The 22,242-nt window shown below is 65.6% G+C and carries 22 protein-coding genes; 5 read left to right on the top strand and 17 right to left on the bottom strand.

Features of this window, described 5'->3' with window-relative positions; genetic code table 11:
• Nucleotides 1-491 precede the first annotated feature (491 nt).
• The 3 genes from C4900_RS06315 to C4900_RS06305 all read right to left on the bottom strand — a co-directional run bounded on the left by C4900_RS06315 (nucleotide 492) and on the right by C4900_RS06305 (nucleotide 3,229).
• Complete coding sequence (locus C4900_RS06315; RefSeq protein WP_114282679.1) at nucleotides 492-1,820, bottom strand: DEAD/DEAH box helicase; 1,329 nt, start codon at nucleotides 1,818-1,820, stop codon at nucleotides 492-494.
• Nucleotides 1,821-2,045: 225 nt separating this feature from the next.
• On the bottom strand, nucleotides 2,046-2,618 hold the full coding sequence (locus C4900_RS06310; RefSeq protein WP_141689176.1) for a hypothetical protein: 573 nt from the start codon (nucleotides 2,616-2,618) through the stop codon (nucleotides 2,046-2,048).
• A complete protein-coding gene (locus tag C4900_RS06305) occupies nucleotides 2,603-3,229 on the bottom strand; it encodes a class I SAM-dependent methyltransferase (RefSeq protein ID WP_114282678.1) in 627 nt (208 codons plus the stop codon). The genes C4900_RS06310 and C4900_RS06305 overlap by 16 nt, the downstream gene beginning before the upstream one ends.
• Here C4900_RS06305 and C4900_RS06300 point away from each other — a divergent pair.
• Complete coding sequence (locus C4900_RS06300) at nucleotides 3,228-3,779, top strand: outer membrane beta-barrel protein (protein WP_114282677.1); 552 nt, start codon at nucleotides 3,228-3,230, stop codon at nucleotides 3,777-3,779. The genes C4900_RS06305 and C4900_RS06300 overlap by 2 nt on opposite strands.
• An 11-nt stretch (nucleotides 3,780-3,790) precedes the next feature.
• On the opposite strand, the gene C4900_RS06295 is transcribed toward C4900_RS06300, so the two are convergent.
• From C4900_RS06295 to C4900_RS06285, 3 genes are read right to left on the bottom strand one after another with little or no spacing between them, the layout of a single operon-like run.
• Nucleotides 3,791-5,542, bottom strand: a complete 1,752-nt coding sequence (locus C4900_RS06295) for a glucan biosynthesis protein (RefSeq protein WP_170132437.1) — start codon at nucleotides 5,540-5,542, stop codon at nucleotides 3,791-3,793.
• Between the two features lie 35 nt (nucleotides 5,543-5,577).
• Complete coding sequence (mdoH, locus tag C4900_RS06290; protein ID WP_170132436.1) at nucleotides 5,578-7,692, bottom strand: glucans biosynthesis glucosyltransferase MdoH; 2,115 nt, start codon at nucleotides 7,690-7,692, stop codon at nucleotides 5,578-5,580.
• Nucleotides 7,689-8,021, bottom strand: a complete 333-nt coding sequence (locus tag C4900_RS06285) for a hypothetical protein (protein ID WP_114282675.1) — start codon at nucleotides 8,019-8,021, stop codon at nucleotides 7,689-7,691. Before C4900_RS06285 ends, mdoH begins: the two co-directional genes overlap by 4 nt.
• A gap of 398 nt (nucleotides 8,022-8,419) precedes the next feature.
• On the opposite strand from C4900_RS06285, the gene C4900_RS06280 reads away from it, so the two are divergent.
• Nucleotides 8,420-8,623: a cold-shock protein gene (locus C4900_RS06280; protein WP_065968927.1), complete on the top strand. Its 204-nt coding sequence runs from the start codon at nucleotides 8,420-8,422 to the stop codon at nucleotides 8,621-8,623.
• Between the two features lie 82 nt (nucleotides 8,624-8,705).
• Here C4900_RS06280 and C4900_RS06275 read toward each other — a convergent pair whose 3' ends face one another.
• The 5 genes from C4900_RS06275 to C4900_RS06255 all read right to left on the bottom strand — a co-directional run bounded on the left by C4900_RS06275 (nucleotide 8,706) and on the right by C4900_RS06255 (nucleotide 14,063).
• The gene (locus C4900_RS06275) at nucleotides 8,706-9,125 is read right to left on the bottom strand and encodes a YajD family HNH nuclease (protein ID WP_065968947.1); all 420 of its coding nucleotides are present in this window, start codon (nucleotides 9,123-9,125) and stop codon (nucleotides 8,706-8,708) included.
• A 200-nt stretch (nucleotides 9,126-9,325) separates the two neighbouring features.
• Entirely contained in the window at nucleotides 9,326-11,605 is a 2,280-nt protein-coding gene (locus C4900_RS06270; RefSeq protein WP_114282674.1) for a PAS domain S-box protein, read from the bottom strand.
• 117 nt (nucleotides 11,606-11,722) lie between these two features.
• A complete protein-coding gene (locus tag C4900_RS06265) occupies nucleotides 11,723-12,457 on the bottom strand; it encodes a GNAT family N-acetyltransferase (RefSeq protein WP_114282673.1) in 735 nt (244 codons plus the stop codon).
• 843 nt (nucleotides 12,458-13,300) lie between these two features.
• A complete protein-coding gene (locus tag C4900_RS06260) occupies nucleotides 13,301-13,786 on the bottom strand; it encodes a hypothetical protein (RefSeq protein WP_065968978.1) in 486 nt (161 codons plus the stop codon).
• Nucleotides 13,779-14,063: a hypothetical protein gene (locus tag C4900_RS06255; protein ID WP_141689185.1), complete on the bottom strand. Its 285-nt coding sequence runs from the start codon at nucleotides 14,061-14,063 to the stop codon at nucleotides 13,779-13,781. Before C4900_RS06255 ends, C4900_RS06260 begins: the two co-directional genes overlap by 8 nt.
• 184 nt (nucleotides 14,064-14,247) lie before the next feature.
• Between C4900_RS06255 and C4900_RS16200 the strand changes: the two genes are divergently transcribed.
• The 3 genes from C4900_RS16200 (at nucleotide 14,248) to C4900_RS06240 (ending at nucleotide 15,407) form a co-directional block, all read left to right on the top strand.
• Entirely contained in the window at nucleotides 14,248-14,418 is a 171-nt protein-coding gene (locus C4900_RS16200) for a BrnT family toxin (protein ID WP_211306795.1), read from the top strand.
• A 111-nt stretch (nucleotides 14,419-14,529) separates the two neighbouring features.
• Nucleotides 14,530-14,817, top strand: a complete 288-nt coding sequence (locus C4900_RS06245) for a hypothetical protein (RefSeq protein WP_065968976.1) — start codon at nucleotides 14,530-14,532, stop codon at nucleotides 14,815-14,817.
• Nucleotides 14,818-14,945: 128 nt separating this feature from the next.
• Entirely contained in the window at nucleotides 14,946-15,407 is a 462-nt protein-coding gene (locus C4900_RS06240; protein WP_211306793.1) for a tyrosine-type recombinase/integrase, read from the top strand.
• Between the two features lie 46 nt (nucleotides 15,408-15,453).
• Here C4900_RS06240 and tnpB read toward each other — a convergent pair whose 3' ends face one another.
• The 6 genes from tnpB to C4900_RS15965 all read right to left on the bottom strand — a co-directional run bounded on the left by tnpB (nucleotide 15,454) and on the right by C4900_RS15965 (nucleotide 22,236).
• Entirely contained in the window at nucleotides 15,454-15,681 is a 228-nt protein-coding gene (tnpB, locus tag C4900_RS06235; protein ID WP_114282670.1) for an IS66 family insertion sequence element accessory protein TnpB, read from the bottom strand.
• The gene (locus tag C4900_RS06230; RefSeq protein WP_065970966.1) at nucleotides 15,678-16,100 is read right to left on the bottom strand and encodes a hypothetical protein; all 423 of its coding nucleotides are present in this window, start codon (nucleotides 16,098-16,100) and stop codon (nucleotides 15,678-15,680) included. Before C4900_RS06230 ends, tnpB begins: the two co-directional genes overlap by 4 nt.
• Nucleotides 16,101-16,244: 144 nt before the next feature.
• Nucleotides 16,245-17,591: a glucan biosynthesis protein gene (locus C4900_RS06225; protein ID WP_147267138.1), complete on the bottom strand. Its 1,347-nt coding sequence runs from the start codon at nucleotides 17,589-17,591 to the stop codon at nucleotides 16,245-16,247.
• A complete protein-coding gene (locus C4900_RS06220; protein WP_147267137.1) occupies nucleotides 17,588-19,144 on the bottom strand; it encodes a glucan biosynthesis protein in 1,557 nt (518 codons plus the stop codon). Before C4900_RS06220 ends, C4900_RS06225 begins: the two co-directional genes overlap by 4 nt.
• A gap of 84 nt (nucleotides 19,145-19,228) precedes the next feature.
• A complete protein-coding gene (locus C4900_RS06215; RefSeq protein WP_170132435.1) occupies nucleotides 19,229-21,868 on the bottom strand; it encodes a hybrid sensor histidine kinase/response regulator in 2,640 nt (879 codons plus the stop codon).
• Entirely contained in the window at nucleotides 21,865-22,236 is a 372-nt protein-coding gene (locus C4900_RS15965; RefSeq protein ID WP_170132434.1) for a hypothetical protein, read from the bottom strand. Before C4900_RS15965 ends, C4900_RS06215 begins: the two co-directional genes overlap by 4 nt.
• Between the last annotated feature and the right edge of the window lie 6 nt (nucleotides 22,237-22,242).

Raw genomic sequence — 22,242 nt, 5'->3', positions numbered from 1 at the left:
ATCCGCCGCCCGGCAGGCCCGCGGACGAACACCGTCGCGCCCGCCCAAGAACGTCAGCGCGAAGGTCGAGCGCCTCACCTACGGCAGGACCGGCGGGATCAGTCGGTCGACCGCGCCTCCCGCCGCCCCCATGCCGGTGGCCCTCTGGGGCACACGGTCACACCTCAGCGGGTAGCGCGCGCCCCTGCCTGTCGGCTCTCCGCTGCGTCGTGCCATGCCCGTACCGGGTTTGCCGCCACGGGGCCTACTACCCCCGAAGGTCGCCTCCTGTCCGTTGCCGGTTCGTCAGACCAACGCGGCGGCTTGCGGCCACCTCTCGACCCGCCGCCCCCACACAACCCTCCGCCTTCGGCCCCCACTTCCCCGTGCCGGGTGCGTGGCGGTCTTCCCCGTAGCGGCGCCCGGCCGGGCGCACCATAAAAAAAGGGGGGCACAAGGCCCCCCTTCGTCGATCCCTGCACGACCGTACGGGCCGTCCAGAATGCCCAGGACTACCCGCCTATCGATTCGAGGCGCGCACGCCCCGCCGGTGCCCGACCGTCCCGTTCCTGCGATCGGCGCGCAAAACCCCGTCCGCCCCCGGGCGCGCCCTCTGGCCGTCCCGCGCGATTGCGATCCCCGGACCGCTGCGGCCGGCCGCGTCCGGCCGGCGCCGCACCCTTCGCGCCCTGTGCCGAGGCCTCCGTAACTGGGAAGCCGGCCAGCACGCGCACCGGGATCGGCTGGCCGGTGAAGCGCTCGATGCGCTTTAGCGCCCCGTGCTCGGCACGCAAGGCAAACGATACCGCCGAACCGCTCTGCCCGGCGCGTCCGGTGCGCCCGATGCGATGGACATAATCTTCGGCGGAGCGCGGGAGATCGTAATTGAAGACATGCGAGATCGCGGCGACATCGATGCCGCGCGCCGCGACATCGGTGGCCACCAGCACGCGCACCGTACCCGCACGAAACTGCGCCAACGTGCGGTTACGCGCGCCCTGACGCATGTCGCCGTGCAGGGCCGCGGCCGTGTGTCCGTTCTGGCCGATGGCCGTGGCCAGTCGGTCGGCGCCGTGCTTGGTACCGGTAAACACGATCGCCTGCCCCATCGCGTCTTCGTTCAGCAAGGCCATCAGCATGGCCTTCTTTTGCGCGACGTCGCTCACATAGTGGACGTGCTGGGCGATCTTGGCATTCTGTGCCTCGGTGGCGGCGATGCGGATACGCTCCGGGTCCTTTAAAAGCCGTCCGGCCAGGGTCGCGATACGACCTTCGAAGGTCGCCGAGAACATCACCGTCTGGCGGGTGGCGGGGGTCGCCGCCATGATCCGTTCGACATCCGTGAGAAAGCCCATATCGAGCATGCGGTCGGCCTCGTCTAGGATCACGACCTCAAGACGCGAAAAATCGACGCGCCCGCGCTCCATATGGTCGAGGAAGCGCCCCGGGGTCGCCACCAGGATATCCAGCGGCCGCATGAGGAGCTTTTCCTGCGGCGGATAAGGGACCCCGCCTACGATCGTCCCAAAACGCAGGTGCGGGAGCCCCTTGGCGTACACAGAGGCGGCATCCCGTACCTGGGTCGCGAGTTCGCGCGTGGGGGTCAGCACCAGCGCCCTGGGGCCGCGTCCGGCGGGGGCCCGGCGCGTCTCCAACCGCTGCAAGGTGGGCAGCAGGAAGGCCGCGGTCTTGCCGGTCCCGGTCTGGGCGCAGGCCATGACGTCGCGACCGGCGAGTACCGCCGGAATCGCGCTCGCCTGAATGGGGGTGGGCTTTTCATAGCCGGCGGCCTCGAGGGCATTCAACAACGGGGCAGCCAGATTCAGTGATGCAAAGGACATGAAGACTCCTGAAAAAACCTAGGGAAGCGGCGCGAGGCCGCACACCATCGGCACCCTGAAGGCGGCGATGGTCATGACGGGATTAGGGTAACGACTGACGGAGGTCGGAAGGTGCGGAATACGGTGATATCGACAACACTACAGACATTAGCCATCCTGAGTTGCCATTATGCGGCCAAAGGCCCCTTTGCGCAATGGGGGGATGTGCCCTTTGCAGGACGCTCGCTAAAACGCGCCGCTGTGCGCCATGACATGCCTCTGCTCGGCCTTCATGCGCAGTAGGGTCACGCGATTTTCGATGACCATATAGGTCGTCGGGTTCGGCCAGCGCCGCTTGACGATGATCTCGAAGCCATGCGGCAGATCCCAGCGCGCCCGCGCCCGGCCGATGGAGGACTGCCCGCTCATGTGGGTCGGCGGCCCGTACTTGGCGGTCACCATCTTCATCACCTCGCGGAAATGCCGGGTGCTGATGAAGCTTGGGAACGTGTAGACCGCCTTGACGAAGCGCCCGCCACGGGTGTAGCTCACGGCGAGCTTGCTGGCGTGCTTCAGGACCCCGTTGACCTCATAGAGGTCGTACCACCGATGTCGGCCGTGGGGGGCGAGGGTCATATGGGCGTGGGTCAGCGCGCGCGTGAGCATGGCGCGAGTGGCGGTCTGCAGCAATACGCCAAAAAGCGCGGGCCGCGGGGGCACGGGATGGGCCGCCCCCGCCACGAGTACGCCCAGCACCGCCACCCCCAAGATGCGACGCCAACCCCGCGCCCTCGCCGGCATGGTTAGATCTTGCGCCATACGCTCGCTATCCACTGGGCCTGCGCCACCGGCACGTCCCCGGGGCGGTAATAATGCGATACCGGCGCAAAGCCCGCCGCCGCCACGAGCGATCGCCACGAAGGCCAGTCATACAAGACCGCGTAGCGCCCATCCCGATACCCCTCCTCGCCGGTGCCGCGCGGGTTCGAGGCAAAGAATACACCGTCGGCGCGCAAGGCGGCATGCAGCCGCGCCAAGACCAGCGGCAGGCTCTGGCGCGGGACATGAAACAGGGAGGCGTTGGCGTAAATGCCATCGAACCGCCCCTGCGGCAGATCCAGCTCCAAGAAATCCTGCTGCCAGACCTCGCAATTGCTGTATGCTTGAGCCATGGCCACAAAGCGACCTGCGCCTTCTACGCCGATCGCCCGATGGCCGAGCTCGGAAAAGGCCTTAAGATCGCGGCCAGGACCGCAACCGACATCGAGGATCGTCCAGGGGCCACCGGGGCCGAGCGCAGCCAGTAACGCACTCCGGTTTTGCGTCACGTCATGGTCGCGCGTGACCGCCCAAAATGCCGCCGCACGGTCCTCGTAATGGGCCAAGGTGGCATCGAGCAACGCCCGCAACTCCACGGAAGGTAGCGACATGACCACAAGCTTAGACTATCCACGAACACCGCGCGATACCGACGATTCCCGACGTGTGCGCCGACACCCCTGGATGCCCCTCGCGCCGGTCTTGCTGGCGCTTCTTGTAACCGCCGCACCGCAGGCCCTGGCGCGGCGCCCCCCGTGGGCCGTGGGTGTGAATATCGGCGCCTCCCGGGCCTCCGGGGACGGCACCTCGAAGGATTTCGGACTTGCGCTCAGCTATCGGCCGCTCTCATGGCTCGGGGTGCGCGCCGGCTACGAATCCGTGACCGCCTACGAGATGACGTTGGCCGAGCTCACCGCAGACGTCTCGGTGCCCTTGAGCGCGCGTCTGCGCCTCATCGGCATGGCCGGCGGCGCGCATTGGAGCGAAAGCCCCAACGGCCGGCGCGGGGCCCGCGGCTTCAATCCGCTGGTGGCCGCGGGCCTGTCCTACCGCCTGGCGCGGCCGTGGGGCGTGCGCCTCCAATACCAGTACATTATCGGCCATGGGGCGCTCACACAGAGCCTGCGAAGCGTCCTGCTCAGCATCCGCTACCGCCTGTAGGGGTCGGCCGCTCAGCCGGTGGCCGGCAGGGCGTTCGCCCAGGTCTCGGTCACGCGCTCGCCGCCGTGCACGAGCGCGGCATGGATGGTGACCGGTGCCGAACCCGTGCGCACGACCCCAAACTGCATGCGGATATCGCCTGCGGCATTGCGCGTAAGCCACGGATTGACCACGCGCGCCGGACCATAGGCATGCACCACCGGGGCGAGCGCCGCGGGACTGAGCCGCGCCAACACCGGCCCCTTAAAGTCGATGACATAGGTCTGCGTGTGGGCCGGGCGCGGCGCGCGCCGCCAGGCGGTGACATAACCGAGATGCGCGCCGCGCGGATCGTCGCCAGTCCAATTGATACGGTAATGGAAGGTCATGGGCGTAAGTGCCGGCGGCTGGTTTTTCGGTACCCAGAAGGCCGAGATGTTGTCGTTGGTCTGGGTGGTGGTCGGCAGCTCCACCAACAGCAAATGCCCGGGGCCCCAGTTGCCCTCCGGTGTCACCCAGGCGTTCGGACGCCGCTCATAATGCATGCCGTAGGCGCGATAGTCGCCGGCGCGGCGCGCCCGCTGCATGAGCCCAAAACCGCCCGGGTTCGTCTCCGGGAAGCGGTAGATGGCGATGCGCTTGGGGTCGCGCAGCGGCCACCACAGGCGCCCGTCATTGGGCAGCGCCACGGCAAGCCCGTCGGAATCGTGCGCGGAACGGATCATGGGATCGAAGCGGCGGTGACTGAACCGCCCCTGGAGGAACATGCTGGTGAGCGGCGCTATCCCCAGACGTTGGACATGCTGGCGCTCGAACAAGACCTCTTTGACATCGACGACAGTGTCGGCGCCGGGACGCACTACGAAGCGGTAGGCGCCCGTGAGGCTCGGGCTATCGAGCAGCCCGCAAAATGCCAGATGACGGGCGCCCGGATGGGACGCGAACACCCAGAACTCCCGGAAATACGGAAATTCCTCGGCGCGGTGCGGGAGTGCCGTATCGACCGCCACTCCGCGCGCCGATAGCCCCCAGGACTGTCCGGCCCCGACCGCACGGAAGTAGCTCGCGCCCAACACCGACAGAAACTCATCGACTGGCGGACCCTTGCCAAAACCGGTGAAGGCACTGAAACCTGCCGGCGGGATGGTCTTGGGCAGGCGCGCGGCGAGCTTGGGGTCGCCGGCCACCGTGATCGGCAGCTGCGGCGTAATGCGCCGTGCGCCGGACATGATGTGGATCGTTTCCGGCCAGGTGAAGAGATAGCCGGCCGGATACAGCTGGATGTGAAACGGCGTACCGACCGGCCATCCCGGGACGCGGCCGGCATAGGAGATCTTGCTGTATTGGGAAAAATCGAGCTTACGCAGGCCCTTGGAGACCTGCGCTGGCGCCTTGTAGGGGGCGGCCGCCAGCGCCCGGGCACGCGCCACCACTTGACCGAAGAAGGCATCCGCGGCGGCCTTGGTGATCGCCGCCGGACGCGGCGCGACCTTGGGGGCTACGCGGTGCATCGTTTGGCGCTCCTGGGCACGCAGCCGCCCGAGGCCTTGCGCAAGCTGTTGCTGCTCGCCTGCGATCTGTGCAATGGCCTGCGCGAAGGCCTGGTCGGATGTCTGGCGCTCGCGGCGCAGGGCCTTGACCGCCGCCAACGCCTGACGACCCTTCTCGTCGGCCTTCTTGGCCTCTAGTGCAACCTTGCGGACCGCCCCGGTGGTCGCACACCCGGTCAAGGCCACAGCCGCAGCGCCGATGACCATCATCGGCCAGAAACTCTGTCTACCCACAATCCCCCCTTGTATCTTGAAAACCGAGCACGACGCTACTGGTGCATCTGGACGACCGGCGGCGGTGTCGGCCGATCGGCCGGTGTCATGTCGTCTGGAAGCCAATACCGCGCGCGCGGCGTGCGCAAAGCCCATACCCGCCAATGCAAAGCCGCCACGCTGTCACGGTCATTCAAAAGCCGCAGCCTGTCGCTTGCGCTCAATGCCGCCGGCCCATCCTTGATGGCCGTCAGGATCAGCTGCTGGCGGCTTAGCACCATGCCCTCGTGACGGCTCTCCGTGGGGCGCAGGAGGGCGCAGTGCAGGGCGTTCACCCCCGGATCGATGATCGCCGCAAGGAAACCCCGGGCGGCGGTGCAACGCCTAAGGCCGGGCGCCGCCAGCGCCTGCCGATAGAGACGTAAAAGCGCCGGCGGATCGGTCTCCTCAGGGGTCACAAACAACCCCAGATCCCGCGCCTTGCGCCCCGGCCCCACGCGGCTTAGCCACACCGATACAGGTATGGCCACGACCCACGCGCCCATGACCGGTAGCAGCCACCAGAAATAGGACGGGCTCAGGAGGTAGACCAAGCCCCCCCAGCCGATGGCGAGCGCCGTGCCCGGACCATGGTGGCGTGCCGCCTCCTGCCAGCCGGTGCTGGCATCGCCGCGCGCCTGCGGGCCCCATTGGGTCTTGCGCCCGATGAGCACCGAGATCACGAACACCGTGTGAAAGAGCATGCGCACGGGCGCAAGCAACGAAGACACCAGGCTCTCGGCAAAGACCCCGGTCAGCAACCGTCCCGCCCCCCCGAAGCCGCGCGTGCGCCGGTTCACGATGGCGAGCGCGATCGCCAGGAACTTGGGGACGAACAGGATCGCGAGCGTAAACCACAACAGCATCGCCGCCCACCCCGGGTGCCACACCGGCCACACCGGGAACAATACGTGCGCACGCGGGAAATAGCGCGGCGGGATGAGGACGTGCAGGATCACCTCGGCAGTCGACAGCAGCAAGAACGCCAGCCACAAAAGCGATGACCCGTAGGACATGATGCCGTTGGCGAACACCACGCGGTGCAGCGGCACGAAACCGCGCGCAAAGATGAGGCGCGTGTGTTGGATATTGCCCTGCGCCCAACGCCGGTCGCGCTTCAACTCGTCGAGTAAGGTCGGCGGCGTCTCCTCATAGCTGCCCTCGAGCCCCGGCTCCAGCCACACCTCCCAGCCGGCGCGCCGCAACAACGCCGCCTCGACGAAGTCATGGCTCATGATCTCGCCGCCGAACGCCCCGGTACCCGGCAGGCGCGGCAGCGCGCAGTGACGCACGAACGGCGCCACACGGATGATGGCGTTGTGACCCCAGTAATGACCCTCGCCCATGTGCCAAAAATGCAGTCCGGCCGCAAACACCGGGCCATACAAACGGCTTGCGAACTGCTGGACACGGCCAAACAGGGTGTTCTGGTGGATAGCCGCCGGCAAGGTCTGGATCAGGCCCACGGAAGGATTATGCTCCATGAGATCCACGAGCCGTCCGAGGGCCTCACCGGTCATGAGGCTGTCAGCGTCGAGCACCACCATATAGCGGTATTGCGAGCCCCAGCGCCGGCAGAAATCCGCGATATTGCCGCTCTTGCGCTTGATATTGAGGCGTCGGCGCCGGTAGTAGATGCGCGCGTCGGCCCCCAAGCGCGCACGCAGCCCGGCCCACGCCACCTCCTCTTCCACCCAGGCGTCGGCGTCATTGCTGTCACTTAACAGAAAGAAATCGCACTGCGCGAGGCGCCCGGCGGCCTCCAGGGACCGGTACACGCTCTCGATGCGCGCGCACACCGGGTGCGGGTCTTCGCGAAACACGGGGATGACGAGCGCCACGCGCGCATCGCTCGTAGTGGCGACCGGCACCTTCAGGCGCGAGCGCCTGCGAAATAGCAACAGCAGCGCGCCGGCAAGCGAGATCCAAAGCCCGATCGATATCCATCCGAACAGACAGCCGAACACCACCGCCAGGGCATCATTCAAGACCGTAAAGCCCGGGTGCGGAAGGACCTCGAGCAGGAACTCGCCGGCCACGACGCCTGGCACCAACACCAGTAAGGCCAGCAACAGTCCCCGCCACACCCCCCCGTAACGCGATGCGGGCCCGCGCCGTGGACCGCTGCTCATGAACGCACTCGCTCTGACGCCATCGACTGGCGCGTGAGCGGGGGCGTGAGCGGCAGGGTAGCGAGCCTCGCGGGCTCGGCATGCAACCATACGGACAGGCGCGCGAGCGCCGCGCACTCCGGGTCATCGGTAACCTGCGGGGCTTGCGATGCGAGCTCCGCGACCAGCATGGCGCGTAACCGCGTGAACGCCTCGCCGCCGCTCGCGGCGCCCTCGCAGGCCTGCTGCACCCAGGCCTCGGCGCGCGCCGCATCGAACCCGAGGATCGCGAGATAGGCGCGCACCCGCGTACGGATCTCCGCGGGTTCGACCACGTCGAGCGGCATCATACGCACCCGCCTATGCGTTCGCTCGTCTCCTGTCACGCCATCCCCTTCATCACATCCGCCCTTGCACCCGCGCCTTGCCATGACGACTTTGCCTGCCCGCACCCCGTTAAGTCCATAGGGCCCCCCGGAAGTTCCGTACGCCGGACCGAGCCATGGCGAGATTGTGCCAAGCCCGCCGCCGCACCGGTCTCCGACCAAGGCCGCCCCCTCCATTATCCCAGTTGCAAGGCCCGCAGAACTAGCGTAGCGTATCCCCATTGCAGCTGCTCTTTAGGACGTTACACGAACGGACGTTACACGAAGTTTTACTCGGCAATTTCCCGTATATCTCCTTCGATCCTGCAATTATACCCGGATAACGGGGATCAGTTCTTCATACACATCGAGGCAATACCAGAATGGCAACAGGAACAGTGAAGTGGTTCAATGAAGCGAAGGGTTTCGGTTTCATTTCCCCCTCGGACGGAAGCGCGGACGTATTCGTGCATTTCTCGGCTATCAGCGGCTCGGGCTTCAAAACCCTTGCCGAAGGCCAGGCCGTGACCTATCAGGTCGAGAAGGGACCGAAGGGTCTTCAGGCCACTCAGGTCACACCGGCCTAAGCCCGAAAAAGGCTTAAGACCTGTCGTAGACCGGCCGGCGGTCCCCTCGGGGCCGCCGGTCTTTCCATTTGGGGCCCATCGATCACTCCTCGCGCTTGCGGGTGAGCGCCTCCTTCAGCCCCGCGAACGGGTTATGCTTGGCCTCGGCCGAGGCCGCGGGCTTGGTCGTGAGCCCGAAATCCGCATAAGCCCCGATCACTGCGTACGAATACTTCTGGTGTTCCCAATCATGGCAGTACAGGCAGAGATTCTCCCAGTTGCTGCCATCGGGCGGGTTGTTGTCGTGGTTATGATCCTTATGATGGACGGTCAGTTCGTGCAGATTGCTGCGATCGAAGGCGCGACCACAGCGCGCGCAGACATGCGGGTGCAGCCGTAACGACTGCTCGCGATAGCCGCCCATACGCGTGTCCGCCTCTTTATGGGCGCGCGCCACGATGGCATCAAGGCGCCCGCCATCCAGACTGCCTCCGGGTCGTCGCGACCCCCCATTTTTCTTCATTGGATTCCCCCGCTCCTTCCGCCCCTTCCGATAAACCACAACGGTGATCGCAGGGGTCCCGATGGGTCGAGATGCGACCGTCGCCGGTCCCCTGCCGCACCGCTCGCGCACATCCGCGCCACCGCACATATGTCGGCGCCACGCTTGGGCGAATACCCCATCGCATCCCCCAAACCGTGCCCGACCTTCAGCCGCTGCGTCTATCGCGCCCCCCTATCCTGGTCGGCGCCGGTCGCGCTCCGGCGTGCGCCTTCGGCGCGCCCGATGCCCCCCAAAAGCGGCGTGATGGCGGCATCCAGGGTCTCGGGGGTGTAGGGCTTGGGGACCTTGGCCACAAAGCCATAACGCTCGTGGTCGGCCATCACCGGATCACTCGAATAACCACTCGAGACGATCGCCACCACGCTCGGGTCGAGCGCGCGTAAGCGCTCCAGCGTGGCAAGCCCCCCGAGACCATCGCGCACCGTAAGATCGAGGATGACGATGTCATAGCGCTGCTTTCGGTACTCGCGTAGCGCCGCCCCACCGTCGGCGGCGACACACACCTCGTAACCGAGATGCGTCAGCATCGCGTGCGTGACCTTACGGATCGGCTCCTCGTCGTCCATGAACAGGATACGCGCCTTGGGCGGTCTGACGGAACCCCCGGCCTGCAGTTCAGGCGCCTCTTCACGAGATCGCGGAAGATAGAAACGCACACGTGTACCCTCCCCTGGACGTGATTGGACCTCGATGCGCCCGCCATGCTCGCCTACGATACGTGCGCTGGTAGTCAACCCAAGCCCGCTGCCCTGCGCCTTGGTCGTGAAAAACGGATCGAAGATACGCGCCACATCCTGCTCATCGATGCCGACACCCCGATCCACGCAGTCCACACGCACATAATCCCCGGCGGGAAGCGCGGTCTCGTGCCCGTCCAGGGACACGTTGCGCGCCAGGATCTCCACAGACCCGCCCCACGGCATCGCCTGCTGGGCATTGATGACGAGATTATTCATGACCTGGCTTAGCTGCCCTTCATCGCCACGAACCTTCCACAGGTCCCGGGCGACGAGCACGTGCGCACGAACGTTTGATCCCCCCAGGGCAAAGCGCGCAGTCGACTCGATCAAGGCCGCGACATCCACCATGCCCCGCACCGCGCGCTCGCCCTTGGCGAACCCGAGCAGCTGGCGGGTGAGGCCCTGCGCGCGCATCGCCGCCTTCTCGGATTCGAGGAGAAAGGTCGCGGCCTCCGAGGCCGGCCCGAGCTTCATGCGCGCGAGCGCAAGGTTCCCCACGATCGCCGCCAGCACATTGTTGAAATCGTGCGCAATCCCGCCCGCAAGCGCGCCGAACAGCTCCCACTTGCTGGCGCGGAGCGCCTCTTCCTGCGCACGCCGCTGCTCGGCGATCTCTATCGCCACCCCGCCGGCGCCGGCGATCACCCCCTCCGCCCCCCGCACCGGCAACCAGCGTATCTCCACGAGCCCGCCGGCAACCCCCAGGACCGCAGTAAACTGCTCGCCGCGCAAGGCGCGTGCAAGCTGGGTCGCGAAGCCTGCCGCAGCGCCGCCTTGCATGCCCTGGAACGGGCGCCCGATGAGCCCCTCGGCCTTAAAACCGAGACTCTCGAGCGCGCGCCCCTTCAGCAAGGTCAAATGACCCTGCGCATCGCACGCAAACAGCACCACGGGCGCGGCCTCGACCACCGCACGCAGGCGCTCCTCGGCCTGCGCCAGGGCGCGCTCCGCGGCGCGGTGGGCGGTGATGTCACGAGCGATCTTGGAGGCCCCGACCACGCGACCGAGGAGGTCATAGACCGGCGAAATCGTAAGCGACACCTGGATCGGACGTCCATCCTTGCGGATCCGGATGGTCTCGTAGGGCGGCATGCGCTCGCCTGCGCGTATGGCCGCGAGGATGCGCTCCTCCTCGTCGCAGCGATCCGGCGGGATCAACATCGTCACCGGACGACCGACCGCCTCCTCGGCGCTGTAGCCAAACACGCGCTCGGCCCCGCCGTTCCATGACTGGATTACGCCATTCAAGGATTTGCCTATGATCGCATCTTCCGAAGATTCGACGATCGCCGCCAGATGCAGGCGCGCGGCCTGCTGCTGCGCGCGCGCCATGCTGAGGGTGTGCGGGGCGAGGCGGCCGACCTCGGCGACACCGATGACCTGACCGTGCTCGTCTTCTATCGGACGCAATTCGGCAAGCACCGTAAGCGGCGTGCCGTTCTTGTGGCGGCGGTTAAGCTCGAGGGCGCGATGCCCGCACAGATCCGCGGGTGGCCAGGGGACGTGCTCGGGGGTACCAAGCAGCGATCGCGCGTCGCGCCCGATCACCTCCTGGGCCTCATAACCATAGAAACGAGTGGCGCCCTCGTTCCAGACCAGCACCCGCCCGTCACAGGTCCAAGCGATCATCGCCTCGGCCGAGACCTGACCGAGGACCTCCCAGGCGCGATGCCGCCATGCCTCCCGCTGTACCGCCATCGCCTACCCTCCACATCGCGATGGCGCCAGTGTGAACCGCGATCGGCATGGCAACAAGCTGAGCCGCCGTGCCGGATCGCGCCATCGCCTGGGTCTAACGTCCGTTCCTAGTTTCGGTCAGAACTCATCGTGCGACGCGCGCCAGGCCCGCGTAAGGGACGATAGCGCCACGCGCTGCCCCCCGGCGGCATCGAAGTTTGTGGGATCCAGCCAGCGCGACAAGATCCGTGAAAGCGCCGGCCACTCGTCGTCCGTGATGGCAAACCAGGCGGTGTCGCGATTGCGGCCCTTGACCACCGCCGCCTTGCGAAACGTGCCCTCGTAGCAGAATCCGAGACGCAGCGCCGACGCGCGCGAGCGTTGGTTCAGGGCATCGCATTTCCACTCATAGCGGCGATAACCGAGCGCGAAGGCGTGCGCCATCATGAGCACCATGGCCTCGGTGGCCGCCGGCCGGCGCTGTAGAAGCGGGGAAAAGACCAGCGCCCCCACCTCGATCGATCCAGCCTCGGGATTCATGCGCAGATAGGCGGCGCTACCCACCGCCTGCCCGGTGGTATGATCCACGATCGCGTAGAACCACGGATCGGCACGGTGTTGCGCGTCGACAAGCCAGGCCCGATAGTCGGCAAAATTCGCGAACGGCCCGTGCGGAAGATAGGTCCACAGGCGACCCTCCTGGTCGAGGCCATAGGCATCGTAGAGGGCCTGCGCGTGGCGCATTGCATCTATCCGTTCGACCGTGCACAAGCGCCCGCTGAGCGCACGATCATCCGGATACGGTGGCGGCCGCCAGCCGACCACCGGCAACCCCACCTCCTGCCCCAAGAGATTCCTTTCCGTCTTTGCCATGACACCTGCTATCAATGGTGGGCGAAAGAGTTTGCCACCACCCCGGATGATGAAAGAAAATAGGGGTGCGCGGTGCGCCGTTGTCTGAGATCGATCATTTCTTTGGGGCCTTAACCCCGCACGCTCGTGTGATCCAAGCAGCCGACTCGTACCCCGAATGGTCGCCATTGAGCACGCACAGTAAAAAGGCCTCGCCAGGTTTCCTGGCGAAGGCACTTCGGCTACTTGGCAACGATATGCGCACCGCGCGCCGCATCACCCGTTCGACATGGTCTTACTCTCTTGCCGCGTTTACGGGGTCGGGGGTGTATTGCCTTTAGTCATCACCCTTTCATAGTAAACTCAATGAGATGAACGGTTAAAGCAACGGCGTGGGCGGTAGTCGCTTCGCCGCCGCGCCGCTCACGGATGGTGGGAGCCGCCTGCTGTTCGCGCCCTCTTCCCATGGCGCTTTTTGGAACCCCACGCCGCCAAGAATACCACGCCCAGCCCATAGAACACGACCGCCCCCATGCCCGCAAAAACCGCTGTTACCATACTCACGGTTTAGTCTCTTTAGCTCTTTTGCGCCGCTTTCTTGGCCGCCCACGCTTTCTTATCTTCTTGCGTCCAAGGCTTGTTCTTGGGTTGTGGACAATAGATCCCGAGCTTGGCCGCGATTTCCGGCCAAGCCCCCTTCTCCTTGGTGGCATGGTCGTACCATCCGCCACTGTTAATCTAATGGCGATGTTCGGCTCGTCACCATCGCGCCAGATTGCGCGAATTCGCACCCACGCGCCGACTTGCGGTATCGAATGCCAGCACTTTCCAACGCCCCGATCACATCAGGGTTTAGGAAACCCGTCATAGCGGCAGCTCCAACTGCCTCGCTGCAGCTTCGATCTTCCCTTGCAACGTCCCATGATTGTCTCTGAGGATGTTGTTTATTTGCCGTCTCGTAAGATGCATATCATCCGCAATTTCCTGGGCCGATTTTCCCATCGCAGCCAGTTCAAAAATGCGCCCAAATTTGCCGCTTATGCGGGGCAGTTCCGGCGCGGCGATCGCTTCCTCCCACAAGATGTACTTATGCACTGGGTCGCTATAATTGTCCGTCGGCTCGACGTCCATGAGTTTGTCATCTACGAGGTATTGCATGGCGTCCTCGTCGGGCATCGCGATCCCCTGCAGAGTCGTTTCCCTGATGTCCGCCGCGTGCTGTGAACGGCCCGGGGATGACAGAATTACGTCCGCAGCACGCTCGATGCTGCCGCACTTTTTTATAAACCCCTGGGTGTCGTCCCGGAGGGTTCGGAGGTGAGCCGCTTTCTTCTGTCCAGCCTTAGACATCGAGCACCCCCTTGCCCTTGGAAGCAGTACGGGGGCGGCCGGGGTGAGGTTTGCCCTCCACCAACTGGTCCATATAGAGGGCCAGCTCCAGAATGGGGATGAGGCGCCGGGCTCCAATTTTGACGGTTTTTATCGGGAAGGAGCCGTCGCTAATGTCGTTTCTTATGGCTCCGACCGCGCGTGATAAAGCGCGTGCCGCGTCGTCGACGGAAAGAAACACTTTTCCTGGGAAGGCGGCTTGGATGACGCTGAGGTATGACTGATGTTGGATACTCATACGGGGGATCGTGACAGGTTCAAGAAGGATGCAAGTCGCGAATAACCGCCTTAAAACGTTCCGTTTGCCAAAAGATCGCGAGATCACGTCACAAAAGGCGATCATGCAGTGGATTGTCCCGATGAGCATGCTGGAATAAGCAGCGTATTGACAATAGATATATGTCTACCTAGACTCCCTCCTTGTGAAGGTTGAAACGACTCTGTACGGCGTCCGCTTCGAGTGGGATGCGGAGAAAGCCGCCGCCAATCTGCGCAAGCACGGGGTGTCTTTCGAGATCGCGCGCGAGGCGTTCTTTGACCCGTTCGTGCGGGTGGTGGAGGCAAGCGGTGAAAATGAACGCGCGATGCGCTGATCGGAATGACGCGCGAGGGACGATTGCTATTCGTTGTGCACATTGAGCACACAGACGAGATCTTTCGCCTGATCTCGGCGAGACCCGCTACCGTGGCGGAACGGAGACTCTATGAAGACGGTTGATCCCAAAAAGCGGTTGCGCAAGGATCGGACATTGGTCATGGTCTCGCTACGCGTACCCGAGGACGTGGTCGAGGACTTGAAGCGCATCGCACCGCTACTGGGCTTTGGTGGCTACCAGCCGCTCATGCGCCACTATATCGGTGAGGGACTACGCCACGACCTCGAGCGGCTCGACGAGACGCCACTATCCGGGTTCGTCGATAGCCTCAAGCGCCGCGGCGTGGACGAGCGGGTGATCGCTGAGGCCGTGGCCGAGATGCGCGGCATCGGATGAAGTCTGCCTCGCAAGAAAAGCCGCGATGACAGTGGCGCCCTAAAAAACCGCGACTTCCGTTTTTGGGGAGGGAGGACAATAGGCTTGTATCGCTCACATAACACTGTCTCTCCAATCTGACAAAAATCGTGGGCAAGGGGCGCAAGACGCGCATCTGCCCTCTATGGCCGCAGACGGCGCAAGTCATAAAGGAGTTTGTCACCAAGAACGAACTGAACTTGCACTCGGCTGCGCCAGTGTTCTGTAATCATCGCGGCGAGCGCCTCACGCGGTTCGGGATTCGCTATGTTTTCGGTAAATATTGCCGCCCTGCGGCGGTCAACTGCCCATCGTTGGGCGTCAAACGTCTTCACCCGCATTCAGCACGACACAGCTGCGCGATCTATTTGCTCAAGTCGGGTGTAGGGCTTGCCGACATCAGCAAGTGGTTAGGGCATGCCAGCAGTGACACGACAAACCGTTATGCGACGATCGATCTGGACATGAAGCGACAGGCCCTCGCCAAAGCGGCCGCGCCCCACAGTCCTCTGGGACGCCCGACTCAGTGGCACAAAAACACTTCAGTTCTTGAATGGCTCGAATCGCTGTAAGTGACGAGTAGTAATGTGGAGTTGGGTCGGATAATTCTTCGGCTGCTTAAGCGCGACCGACTGGCCACTCCACATTACTCGGTGCGTACCATTTATCGTAAATAAGGAGTTTGATGGCCGTATGCGAGCGGCTGCGGAACACGAACACCGTCCCCTGGAAGGGATCCTCTTGCAGGACCGCCCGACAGCGTTGCGCCAGCCCGTCGATACCGACCCGAAAGTCCACCGATTCCACCGCCACCAGCACCCGCATGTGCGGGGTAATGGCGATCATGGCGCCTCCCAGAAGGCCGCGCACAGAGGCGCCAGATGGGTAAGCCCCAGGCCCTGCAAGCGCACCCGCATCGTCCCCCCACGCGCATTCTGAAGCTCCACGACACACTCGGCGATCCCGGCCTCAGCCGATGGCGCGAGTCCCGGCAACGCGACAAACGCGATGGGGCGTGGCCCGGTGGGAGCCGCGCCCCCTGCGCCCTCGATGCGCTTTAGGAGCTGCTGACTATCGACGCGCAAGTGCTGCGCCGTCTGTGGCACCCCGTAGCGCTTGGCCATTCTGACGGCCGCCGCCCATAAGACCTTGGGGATACGCGCGCCCGGCCGACGACTCTCCCGCCAGCGCTGGAAGAGCGCTTGGGTCTGCTCTGGGGTCTCGTCGCCATCCCGTCCTGGTTCCGTCTCTCTCGTCTTGTTCATTCGCTGCGTTCCTTATCGGTTGGAGTACGCAGCGAACGTTAGCAGGGGCAAAAAACCACTTCCTGCATGCTTACCGGAAGGACACGATGGACTCCCCTTGCGTCACACTTTAGCTGCCTCCCCGGCAGGGCCGGGGCCTGCAGGCTAGTGGGCAATGCGCGGGGCGAAGAGTGTATAGCGCCAGGTCTCCGAGAGGCGCTGACCGTAAACGCTCAGCCAAGCGCGCACATGGATATTGCGCCCAGCCATTGGCAGGACCTGCAAGACCTGGCGGTAGCCGTGCGTATAGGGGTTGTAGCGCACGCTATCCTGGGTGACGAAGGTGTCGGGATGGACCTGCACCTTTCCGGCGACGGCATGGACCGGGAGCCGTCGGGCGATAGCCCCTCCCGCATAGTCGATGACGTACATGCGCGCCCCGGTGCGGACATTGCCGCCCAGACGCGTGGACACCACGATTGCGCGATCTCCAGCACGCCTTTGGATACGCGTCCACGTGAGACGATAGCGCAGCGTCTCGCGATCCGCCGCCCACGGCCCGAACATCACCCGCACATTGGGTGCCATGCGTCCCGCCGTCGGCCGCTCGCGCAACACCACCCGCGTCCCCAGCCCGGGCCAATGCACGATGACATCCGGGGCATCCTGTTGGCGCGCGGCATGCACGCCATAATAGTGCCGCGTACGATCGCGCTGCAGGAGACCAAAGGCGCGCACCCTCGGGCCATAGGTCTGCCGCCAGGGGTGACGGGGATTACGCAGCGGCGCCCATGAGGGGCCGCGGGCATCGCTGAGCCACAGGCCATCGGCATCATGGCGTGCCGGGTCGATGGCCATGGCCGACATCGCCGTGCCCACCCCAAAGTCATAAAATCCCGCGAGCGCCGGCCGATCCCGTCGGGCCACGGCCGCACCCAGATAGGAGGCTCTCTCGATCACTGTCATGTGCACCGTCTGGCGACCAGACACGGTCAGATGATAGCGCGCCTGGGCGCCTGGGGCGCTGACACTCGCCACGGCCACCAGCTGCCCCTTATGCACAGCCAGGGTCACGCGTCGAAATATCCCCCGGGCGCCGAGGGCGCGTACCGATACCCCTCGTGACATCCCGAGCGGCCGCGCCCAGAACGAGCCGTGGCCGATGGCCAACCAGGTCACGCGCCGGCCGCCACCCCCGGGCACCGTGACGCGCACGCCCGCGCAGCGTCGCGATCGCCCTCCGGGTAGGGTCACGGACAGGCCCCGGCGGCCGTCGCCCCCGCACCACACCCAGGACCCGCGCCGCCCGGCAAGCCGCGCCCAGGGGCGCGCGGACGCACGGCGCGCCGGGGATGGCCACGAGAGCGGCACGATGCGCGAAAAGGCGCACGCCACCGGGGCCGCGCCACGGCTATCGGCCTCATACCCCCTCCCCCAGGTCGGCCAAGGCACGAGCGTTGCCGCCAACGCCATCCAGGAGGCCCACCGGGGTGGCCTGCCGGCCCCGGTCATGCCCCACCCTGCGTGCGCCGCAGCACTTGCATCGGTGGCTCCTCGCGCGCCACCACATAATCCCAGACCTCGCTCACCGGCCGGCCGCCGGCGATGAGCACGGCGCGGATCCGTAGCGCGCGCGGACGGTGCGCAGCCACCGTAAAGCTCAGGCGCACGCGATCGTGGGCCACCGCGCGCAAACGCACATGCGAGATCGGCGTGCCCGGGGCCGTGGTCCGCAGGCGCGCGGCAAGGCGCCTGGCCGCGATCAGCCGGCCGAGCCGCGTCCCTTGAAAGTCGATGGCAAAGCGCACCGGGCGCCCCACACAACGCTCGCTCGCGCGGGTGCGCACGACCTGCGCCCGCGACTCCCGTGGTCCCGATCCGTTCCAGATCAGGGTATAGCGCAGGCGATAGGCGTGCCCAGGGGATGGCGGGTGCGCCGGCTGCCAGAAGGCGGCGATGTTGTCGTTGGTCTCGTTGGGGGTCGGGATCTCGACCAGGGTCGCCGCACCCGGCCCCCATGCGCCACGCGGCCGTATCCAGACACTGGGCCGCCCTTGATAACGCATCGATACCGACTCGTAGTCAAAAAAGTCCCGGTCCCGCTGAATGAGACCGAAGCCGCGCAGATGGCGGACCGGGAACACGAACTGATGTACGCGCGCAGGGTTGGCGAGCTGTCGCCAGCGCACCGCGTGCCGGCTGGCGAGCAGAAATCCCTCGGAATCATGGATCGCGGGACGCGGATAGGCCCACGGGCGCCGGTCGCACAGGTCATACATATACATGCTGGAGAGCGGTGCAATGCCAAGCTCATACACGCGCCTGCGAAAAAAGAATGTCGCACGCACCCGGACATGCACGGCACGCCCGGGGCGGATGCGAAATCGGAAGGCCCCGGTGGCGCTGGGACTATTCAGGAGCGCAAATACCGTGAGGGCATGCGCGCGACGCGCCGGACGCCGAATCCAGAATGCGATGAAGTGCGGAAACTCCTCGGGGCGCGGGGCGATGGTATCGAGGGCCAGGGCACGCGCCGACAGCCCAAACTGCTCATGCGACCCCTTGGCACGGAAATAACTCGCCCCGAGGAACACGATCACCTGACTGTTGGGCGCCACCGGCGACCGGTCGGGATGATAACTGTTGGAGAGCACACGAAAGCCCGCATAGCCGACGCTTCGCGGCAGCCGGTGAGGATAGAGACCGGGGGGGATATGAAACAAGGAGCGCCGGAACCGCAGCCTGTGGACATGCCCGGCGGCCAGCACCGAGATCGATACCGTGCGCACGAAGCGGTAGCCGGGGGCGAAGAACTGGAGATGCAGATGCCGTCGCGGCCACAAGGTGGCGGTCGGCCGGAAATGGATACTACGATACTCGTCGTAGGTGAGGCCCGCCAGCTGCGCGATGCGCGGCTGCGGCTTGAAGGGACGCGCCGCCAGTTGCTGGGCCTTGCCGACCACATCAGCGTAATCGAAGGCGTACGCCGTGGTGAGTGCGCCGCCGGCAAGCACCACGGCCGCCATGATCGCCCACCCCCACCCTGTGCCCCGTATCCGCCCCACACCATCCCCTTGCGGCCGCCGCGCCTAGCTCGTGATGGAGTGTGCGCAGAGGCCGCCGCGGCCGACAAGCGACGTTCGGCCCGGCTAGGCGAGCACGCGCGTGAGGGCCGCCGCCAGATCCTCGAGGCGATAGGGTTTCTGGACAGAGGCACCAAAACCATAGGCCTGATACTGGGCCACGATCGGATCGGTGTAATAGCCGGTGGCGACGATGGCGCGCACCTTGCCGTCGCGCGCGCGCAGCCGGCGTACGCATTCCTTGCCGCCCATGCCGCCGGGCACCGTGAGATCCAGGATCACGGCATCGAACGGCCGTCCGTCATGCGCCTGCTCGTAGAGCCGCACCGCCTCTTGGCCATCAGCGGCCTCGCTGACCTCGTAGCCCAGGCGCTGCAACAGTCGCACGCCGATGGCGCGCACATCCCGATCATCATCCATGATCAGGATCCGCCGGCCGTGCCCCACGGCCGCCACCGGTCCCTGGCCGGGGGTGACCACCGCCGGCACGGGGTTGATCCCCGATCGCGGCAGGTACAGCGTCAGCGTCGTGCCCTGCCCGACCACGGAATCCGCGGTCACCATGCCCTGGTGGCGCTTGACCACGGAAAAGGTGACGGCAAGGCCCAGCCCCGTGCCCGAAGGCTTCAGGGAGAAATACGGGTCGAAGATCCGCGCCAGGTACTCCGGCGCGATCCCACGGCCGCTATCGCGAAACGCGATCTCGACGTAATCGCCGGCGGCGAGATCCACAACCTCAGAGGACGCAAGCCTCACATTGCGCGCCGTGACCCGTAAGACCCCGGCGCCATTCATGGCCTCCTTGGCGTTTAGGACGATGTTCTGGATCACCTGACCCATCTGGTCGGGATCAAACTCGATCGGCCACAGATCCTCGGGGATGTCGAGCTCGCAGCGCACCGCCGAGCCCTTCACGAAAAACCCGGTGAGATCACGCGTGGTCTCCCCGATCGAGCCCGGTTTCTTGACCGGCGCCCCACCCTTGGCGAAGGTGAGCAGCTGGAAGGTGAGCTCGCGCGCCCGCCAGCTGGCCCGTTCGGCGTCGGCCAACGCCCCTTGCAAGGTCCCGTCACTGGGCGCGTAGATCTTGGCGAGCGTGATATTCCCAAAGATCGCCGTCAGGATGTTATTGAAGTCATGGGCAATGCCCCCGGCCAGCACCCCCAGGGCCTCGAGGCTCTTCACCTTCATCGCCTGCTCCTCCAGGGCCTGGCGCTGGGTGACATCGCGAAACACCATGATCGCCCCGGTGACCTCCCCATCCTCATCACGGATCGGGGCCGCGGAATCACTCACTTTCAGGACCCGCCCGTCCTGGGTCTTCAAGGCCACCGGGCCGCGCAGATGCTGCACCTCGCCGGTCCGCAAGGCCTGCGCGACCGGCCCTTCGACCGGTGGTCCTTCGGGATCGCGATGGAGCGGAAAAACGCTATCCACGGGCAGCCCGCGCGCCTCGTCGTCGCGATAACCCGTCAAGCGCTCGGCCTCGGCGTTCAAGACCCGCACCCGGCCCTCGTGATCGGTGACGATGACGCCGTCACCGATACTCATGAGCGTCACCCGCCAGCGCTCACGCTCCTCGCGTAGCGCCGCGGTACGCGCCAGCACCAGATTCTCGAGACCGGCATTCAGGCGATCGAGCGACGCGGCATGGCGTTGCGCCTCCTGCATGGCATACACGGCGGCGGCGGCAAACAGCGCGAGCAAAAGGCCGCTTGTGAGCACGATCGTCGGCAGCCCGACTGCGATCTTGCGCACAATGCGCGCCCCGGGGGTCACCTCAATCGTGAGATTCTGCCCGAGAAAGCGCACGTGGCCGGTATGGCGGTAGCGGGTCGCACCGGGGAGCCCGCGCACGAAGAAACGCTGACCATGCAGCCGCACACTGACGTGGTAGCCCTGCCAGATATTGGCGACGAGGCGCGAGAGCAGCCCGCGCGTATCGAATATACCCCCGAGATAACCGATGAAGCGGCCCTGGATACGCACCGGCGCAACCACCACGAAACCGCGCCCGCCCTTGAACAGCGGGATAAGCGAGGTCATCGCCGGACGATTGCTGATGCGCGCGCGCTCGAGCACCAAGGCGCGGCGCGGGTCGGCATCCAAGAACCGGCCGACCACCCGGGGATGGCCGGGATTGGGCACCCGCCATACGACCCGCGATGAGGGCGCGACCCACACGACCGCCTGCAGGCCCGGGACCTGTTGTTGCAAAAGCCGCGCGGCCCCCATGGCGCGCGCGACCGGAGGCATACCGAAGGCCTCCCAGCGGGCGGCCATGCGCGCCACCGCAAGCGGCCTGTGCTCTTGCGCGCGGATCTGGTCTGCGACCCCCTGCAAGACGCCCCCGGTCATGCGCATGAGTTCGTCGTCCTCATAGGTATTCACGGCCACCGTCAACACCACGGTGACCGTAAGCAGCATGGTCGCAGTGACGAACGCAAGCCCCAGGCGCCGCGAGCGCAGCTCGGTCCAGCCGCGTGCCAGCACTGCCGCGCCTAGCGTAAAAAGGGCCAGCGATCCGGGCAGAGACACCTCACGCAGGGGTCGCCAAATCGGCCACAAGGGGCTCAGCTGGCCAACCAGCCCGGCGGCACTCAAGGCCACGAGCAGGGCGCCGGCCGCCGGTCCCGGGGCGCGCGCCCGGATAAGCCCGGCAAATACCGTCGCGCCACTCACGACCATGAGCATCGCGCTGCTCAAGGACGATATGCGCACCGGTCTGTGGAAAAAATGGGGGTGTGGACTGGCAACAACAGCGGATGATTGATGCCGAGATGGGTGTGCACGAGCTGGCTTACGGCCGCGAGCGTACTGTAGAGCACGACCGGCAAGGCCACGAGCACGGCCGACCGGAACAGGCCGCGATAGAGCAACACGAGCCCCAGCCCCACAAGCACCAGCGACACCGCGCCGTTGAACGGCATCGGCGCCAGATGGCCATTCCATTGCACCAACCCCGGGCGCAACGTCAGCCAGCCCCATAGCGCGGCGGCGCCAATGAGGATGTTTGCGAGCGCTGCGATCAGGACGATGCGCGGGCGCAGTGCCGGTGTCTGAGCGGGAGGCACGGGGGT

The organism is Acidiferrobacter thiooxydans (genome assembly GCF_003333315.1).
GTDB classification, from domain to species: Bacteria; Pseudomonadota; Gammaproteobacteria; order Acidiferrobacterales; family Acidiferrobacteraceae; genus Acidiferrobacter; species Acidiferrobacter thiooxydans.
The sequence above is the reverse complement of the archived record's forward strand: the minus strand, read 5'-3'. Positions and strand labels throughout refer to the sequence as shown.